This window comes from Castellaniella sp., from assembly GCF_041675725.1.
In the GTDB taxonomy this organism is placed as follows: Bacteria; Pseudomonadota; Gammaproteobacteria; order Burkholderiales; family Burkholderiaceae_B; genus Castellaniella.
Map to the genome: position 1 here is coordinate 22,042 of NZ_JBAYTI010000038.1, position 6,186 is coordinate 28,227.

Here is a 6,186-nt window from a genome sequence, read left to right on the forward strand (position 1 = left end):
GGCAAGTCATTATGGATACAACGCCGTTCGAACAGAAACCGCGGGCGCTGCCTGCGGGTTTCCTGGACGCCCTGCAGGGTCGTTTCGGCTCGCATTGCTCGACCACGGCGGCGGTGCGCGAGCATCACGGGCGCGACGAATCCCCTTATCCGCCCATGTGGCCGGATGCGGTCGTGTTTGCGCAGTCGATCGACGACGTGGTCTGGGTGGCCCGACACTGCCATGCCCATGGCGTCGCGCTCATCCCGTATGGCGTCGGCTCCTCGCTCGAGGGCCATCTGCTGGCGATCGAAGGCGGGGTCAGCCTGGATCTTTCGGGCCTGAACCAGATCGTTTCAGTCCACGCCGAAGACTTCACGGCCACGGTGCAGGCGGGGGTCACGCGCAAACAGCTCAATGAGTCCCTGCGCGATACGGGGTTGTTCTTTCCGATCGATCCGGGTGCCGATGCCAGCCTGGGCGGCATGGCCGCCACGCGCGCCTCGGGCACCAATGCGGTGCGCTATGGCACGATGCGTGAAAATGTCATGTCTCTCAAGGTGGTCACCGCCGATGGCCGGCTGATCCAGACGGCCAGCCGGGCGCGCAAGTCATCGGCGGGCTATGACCTGACCCGTTTGTTCGTCGGCAGTGAAGGCACCCTGGGCATCATCGTCGAGGTGACGGTGCGGCTCTATCCGCAACCTGAAGCCGTGTCGGCGGCGATCTGCAATTTTCCCGATCTGGATTCAGCGGTGCAAAGCGTCATCGAGATCATCCAGATGGGCATTCCAGTGGCGCGGGTCGAGTTCATGGACACTCATGCGGTGCGAGCCACCAATCAGTACAGTCACCTGGATCTGCGCGAGTCCCCGCTCCTGCTGTTCGAATTCCATGGCAGCCCGGCCTCGGTGCGCGAGCAGGCCGAATCGGTCCAGGCCATCACTCACGAGCACGGCGGCCTGGATTTCGACTGGGCCGAGCAGCCGGAAGACCGCAATCGCCTCTGGACGGCGCGTCACAACGCGTATTTCGCGGGCCTGCAATTGCGGCCCGGGTGCCGCTCCAGCACCACGGACGTGTGCGTGCCCATCTCGCGACTGGCCGAATGTGTCGGCCAGACGGCGCACGAACTGGACCAGGCCCGCTTTCCCTATACCATCGTGGGCCACGTGGGCGACGGCAATTTTCATGTGCTCATGTTGCTGGATCCCGACAACCCGGATGAATGGGCCGAGTCCGAGGCGCTCAATCGCCGCCTCGTCGAACGCGCCATCGCCATGGAAGGCACGTGCACCGGCGAGCATGGCGTGGGCCTGCACAAGCAGGGTTTCATGCGGGCCGAGCACGGACCCGATGCGCTGCACGTCATGGCGGCGGTCAAGGCCGCGCTCGATCCCCACAATGTATTGAACCCAGGCAAGATCTTGCCTCCAATCCTCTGAGGGGTCGCCATGGATGCCGTGTCAGCAGCGATCCATGAACCCGGCGGTGGGCCGGATTTTCCAGGCTTTCTCGCCCACATCGGCGGGCATCTGCCTGCGCACTGCATCCTCACGCGTCCTGATCAGACGGTGGTCTACGAATGCGATGGCCTGTCGCTGTATCGTCAGCAGCCGCCCGTCGTGGTCTTGCCCGAAACCGAAGCCCAGGTGATTGCAGTCCTCCGGGCTTGCAAGGCGCACAATGTGCCCGTCGTGCCGCGTGGGGCGGGTACGGGCCTGTCGGGTGGCGCGACCCCCCATCCACAGGGCGTCGTGGTGGGGCTGGCCAAACTGAACCGTATTCTGCGCATCGACCCGGATGCCTGCGTGGCCGTGGTCGGCCCCGGGGTGCGCAATCTGGCCATTTCCGAGGCCGCTGCGGTGCATGGCCTGTACTATGCGCCGGATCCGTCGAGCCAGATCGCGTGCTCGATCGGCGGCAACGTGGCAGAGAACTCGGGCGGCGTGCATTGCCTCAAATACGGTCTCACCGTCCACAACGTGCTGCGTATCCGGGTGGTGACGATCGAAGGCGACATACTCGAACTCGGCTCCGAGGCGCCCGAGGCGCCTGGCCTCAATCTGCTGCAGTCTTTCATCGGCTCCGAAGGCATGCTGGGCCTGGTCACCGAGGTGACGGTGCGCCTGATTCCCCAGCCCGAGCTCGCGCAGGTCGTGATGGCCAGTTTTCCCAGCGTCGAGTCGGCTGGCGAGGGGGTCACCCGGGTGATCGCGCATGGCATCATTCCAGCGGGTCTCGAACTGATGGACAAGCGGGCGGTGCATATGGTCGAGCCGTTCGTGAAGGCAGGCTATGACCTCGACGCCGAGGCCATCCTGCTGTGCGAATCAGATGGCACCCCGCAAGAGGTCGCCGAAGAGATCGCCCGGGTCGAGGCCCTGCTGCGCGAGGCGGGCGCAAGCCGCCTGCAGGTATCGACCTCCGAGGCAGAGCGCCTGACCTTCTGGGCGGGGCGCAAGAACGCGTTCCCCGCGGCAGGGCGCATATCACCCGATTACTACTGCATGGACGGTACGATTCCGCGCCGCCACCTCGGCAAGGTCCTGGCGGCGATCGCCCGGATGGAAACCGAGTTCGGCTTGCGCTGTTCCAATGTGTTCCACGCGGGCGACGGCAACCTGCATCCCCTGATCCTGTTCGACGCCAATCAGCCCGACGAGGTCGCGCGGGCCGAAGCATTCGGAGCGGCCATCCTCGAGCTGTGCGTACAGGTTGGCGGGACCATCACGGGCGAACATGGGGTGGGCATCGAAAAGATCAACCAGATGTGCTCGCAGTTCACGCGCGAAGAACTCGATGCTTTTTCGGCCTTCAAGCGCGCGTTCGATCCTTGGGGGCTGCTCAATCCGCTGAAGCTGATCCCCACCCTGGTGCGTTGCGCCGAATACGGCAAGATGCACGTCCACCAGGGCAATATCCGCTTTCCCGACATTCCGCGTTTTTGATGGCCGGCTCATGGAATACGTACTCTCCGAATTGTGTGAACAGGTCGTGACCGCGCGGGCGGCGCAGCGTCCGCTGGTGCTGCGCGGCGGCGGCACCCGGCTGTTTTATGGCGGGCCGTTGCCGGCAGCCGACCGGTTCAGTTGGCTCGATCTCGCTGCCTACAGGGGGGTGGTCAGTTACGAGCCCTCCGAACTGGTGCTGACGGCGCGCGCCGGTACGCCCCTGGCCGAAATCGAAACCGTGCTCGACGAGCAGGGGCAGATGCTGGCGTTCGAGCCGCCGCGCTTCGGTGCGGCCGGCACGCTGGGGGGCTGCGTCGCGAGCGGCCTGGCCGGTCCGCGCCGCATGGCGGTGGGCGGGCTGGCGGACTTCGTTCTCGGCACCCGCTTGCTCAACGCCGATGGCAGTGTCCTGCGGTTTGGGGGCGAAGTCATGAAAAACGTGGCGGGCTATGACCTCTCGCGTCTGCTGGCGGGCTCGCTCGGGGTCTTGGGCGCGCTGGTCGAGGTGTCCGTCAAAGTATTGCCGCGCCCGCGCTGTGAGGCCACCCAGGTATTCGAACTCGACGAAACCGCAGCTCTGGACCATTGCCTGATGTGGCGTTCACGGCCGCTGCCGATCTCGGCCACGTGGTGGCAGCCAGAGCCCACGGGGGCGGTCGGTCGTCTCACGGTTCGGCTCTCGGGCAATGAAACCGCCGTGCGCCAGGCTCGCCTGGCCATGGGCGGGGACGCCTTGCCGGCGCCGTCGGCGGAGCCGTTCTGGCTGGCGGTCCGAGACCAGACTCATCCCTTTTTCCAGCAGCGTCCGCTATGGCGCGTGGTCTTGCCGCCCGATGCCCCGTCGCTTGGCCTGGGACCAGTGGTGCATGAATGGGGGGGCAGCCTGCGTTGGCTGGCGGGGGCGCCCGAGGCGCCCGAGGCAGATGCCTTGCGCGGACGGGTTCAGGCATTGGGGGGGTCGGCAACCCTCTATCGGCACGATGGCGTGCCCCCGGGATTTTCCGTGTTCCATCCATTGCCCGAGGGGATCCTGCAGATCCACAGGCGCCTCAAGCACGAGTTCGACCCGGCTGGGATCTTCAATCCGCTGCGCTTGTACCCCGAATTCTGAGGTTTCACCATGCAAACACAATTGGCCGAATGGGCACGGGATACGGATTTCGGCCGTGAAGCCGACGAAATCCTGCGCCGCTGCGTGCATTGCGGGTTTTGTCTGGCCACGTGCCCGACGTACCTGCTGCTGGGCGATGAGCTCGACAGCCCGCGGGGCCGCATCTACCAGATGAAGCAATTGCTCGAGGGCGTCGAGCCGACCTATGTCACGCAACAGCACCTGGACCGGTGTCTGACATGCCGCAACTGCGAAACCACGTGCCCGTCGGGGGTGGAATACGGCGCCCTGGTCGATATCGGGCGCCAGCTGGTCAGTGAACGGGTACAGCGGCCCTGGCGCGAGCGCCTGAAACGCGAGAGCCTGCGCCGGCTCATGGGCTCGGTATGGTTCAAGCCGATGTATCGGCTCGGTGTGCACGTGCGCCCCCTGTTGCCGGCCGCCCTGCGCAGCAAGCTGGCGCCCGCGCGGGCGGCCGGGCCCTTGCCGGAACATACCGAGCGTCATGGCCGTCAGGTCATCATGCTGTCGAACTGCGTGCAGCCGGCCATGTTGCCGTCCATCGACGCCGCCACCCGGCGGGTGTTGGACCGGCTGGGCATTGGCACCCGGTTCGTGGCCGGGTCGGGCTGCTGCGGCGCCATCAACTATCACCTCGACGCCCAAGAGGCGGCCCGGGTGCAGATGCGAGCCAACGTCGATGCCTGGCTGCCGCTGCTCGAATCCGGCGCGGTCGAGGCGGTGATCGTGAATGCGTCCGGCTGCGGGGGCATGATCAAGGACTATGCGCGGCATCTGCAGCATGATCCCGCTTACGCCGACAAGGCCGCGCGCCTGATGCCGTACGTGAAGGACGTCGCCGAGCTCCTGGCACCCATGGCGGGCTCGTTGCAGCGTCAGCTGCGGCGTCCGCCCGGTCGGGTCGCATTCCATCCGCCCTGCACCCTGCAGCACTGGCAGGGGCTGCGGCCCCTGACCGAACGCCTGTTGGCCGAGCTCGGCTTCGACCTTCAGGCGTTCGACGAACCGCACCTGTGCTGCGGATCGGCCGGCACCTACTCCATCACGCAGCCCAAGCTCTCGCTGGCCTTGCGTGACCGCAAGCTCGAAGCCATTCATGCCGCACTGCCCGACACGATCGTGTCATCGAACGTGGGCTGCATCTGCCATCTCCAGGGCGGTACCGACACGCCGGTGCGCCATTGGATCGAGTCGCTGGACGAGGCCCTGCATGGCTGATCACCCGGCCCCCGGAGCCCGTGTCGTCATCGGCCTGTCCGGCGGCGTGGATTCTTCCGTGTCGGCCTGGTTGCTCAAGCAGCAGGGCTACCAGGTGCTGGGCCTGTTCATGAAGAACTGGGAAGACGATGACGACTCCGAGTACTGCTCGTCGCGGCAAGATTGGCTCGATGCCGCCAGCGTGGCCGATCTGGTGGGTATCGACATCGAGGCCGTGAATTTCGCGGCCGAATACAAGGATCGGGTGTTTGCCGAGTTCCTGCGCGAGTATTCGGCGGGGCGCACGCCCAACCCCGACGTACTGTGCAATGCCGAGATCAAATTCAAGGCCTTCCTGGACCATGCCGTGACGCTGGGGGCGGACTACATCGCCACCGGACACTACGCGCGGGTGCGCCATGCCCGGCACGGCCAGCCCAGCCAGCTGTTGCGGGCCGTGGACATGAGCAAGGATCAGACCTATTTTCTGCACCGGCTGAACCAGCAGCAGCTGCAGCGGACCCTGTTTCCCCTGGGGGGGCTGCACAAGACCGAGGTCCGCCGGATTGCGCGGGAAATCGGGCTGCCCAACGCGGCCAAAAAAGATTCCACGGGGATTTGCTTCATCGGCGAGCGACCGTTTCGCGCGTTCCTCAACCGGTACCTGCCCACGCAGCCCGGCCCCATCCTGGATCCGGACGGACGCATGATCGGCCAGCATCAGGGTCTGGCCTTCTACACGCTGGGCCAACGCAAGGGCCTGGGCATCGGGGGCGTAAGGGGCATGCAGCGGCCTGATGGGACGGCCGATGCCTGGTACGTGGCACGCAAGGACTTGCAGCGCAACGTCTTGTATGCCGTGCAGGGGCACGATCATCCGTGGCTGCTCAGCCACCGCCTCGATGCGCAGGATGCCAGCTGGGT

At 65.8% G+C, this 6,186-nt stretch carries 5 protein-coding genes; all 5 read left to right on the forward strand.

The window, feature by feature from the left end; all coding sequences use genetic code 11:
* Positions 1-11: 11 nt before the first annotated feature.
* Positions 12-1,424, forward strand: a complete 1,413-nt coding sequence (locus WCZ84_RS09060; protein ID WP_372685947.1) for an FAD-binding oxidoreductase — start codon at positions 12-14, stop codon at positions 1,422-1,424.
* A 9-nt stretch (positions 1,425-1,433) separates the two neighbouring features.
* A complete protein-coding gene (locus WCZ84_RS09065; RefSeq protein WP_372685948.1) occupies positions 1,434-2,930 on the forward strand; it encodes an FAD-linked oxidase C-terminal domain-containing protein in 1,497 nt (498 codons plus the stop codon).
* Between the two features lie 10 nt (positions 2,931-2,940).
* On the forward strand, positions 2,941-4,044 hold the full coding sequence (glcE, locus tag WCZ84_RS09070) for a glycolate oxidase subunit GlcE (protein WP_372685949.1): 1,104 nt from the start codon (positions 2,941-2,943) through the stop codon (positions 4,042-4,044).
* Between the two features lie 9 nt (positions 4,045-4,053).
* A complete protein-coding gene (gene glcF / locus WCZ84_RS09075; protein WP_372685950.1) occupies positions 4,054-5,283 on the forward strand; it encodes a glycolate oxidase subunit GlcF in 1,230 nt (409 codons plus the stop codon).
* The coding region (mnmA, locus tag WCZ84_RS09080) for a tRNA 2-thiouridine(34) synthase MnmA (protein WP_372685951.1) at positions 5,276-6,186 on the forward strand (911 nt) is incomplete at its 3' end. The genes glcF and mnmA, both read left to right, overlap by 8 nt.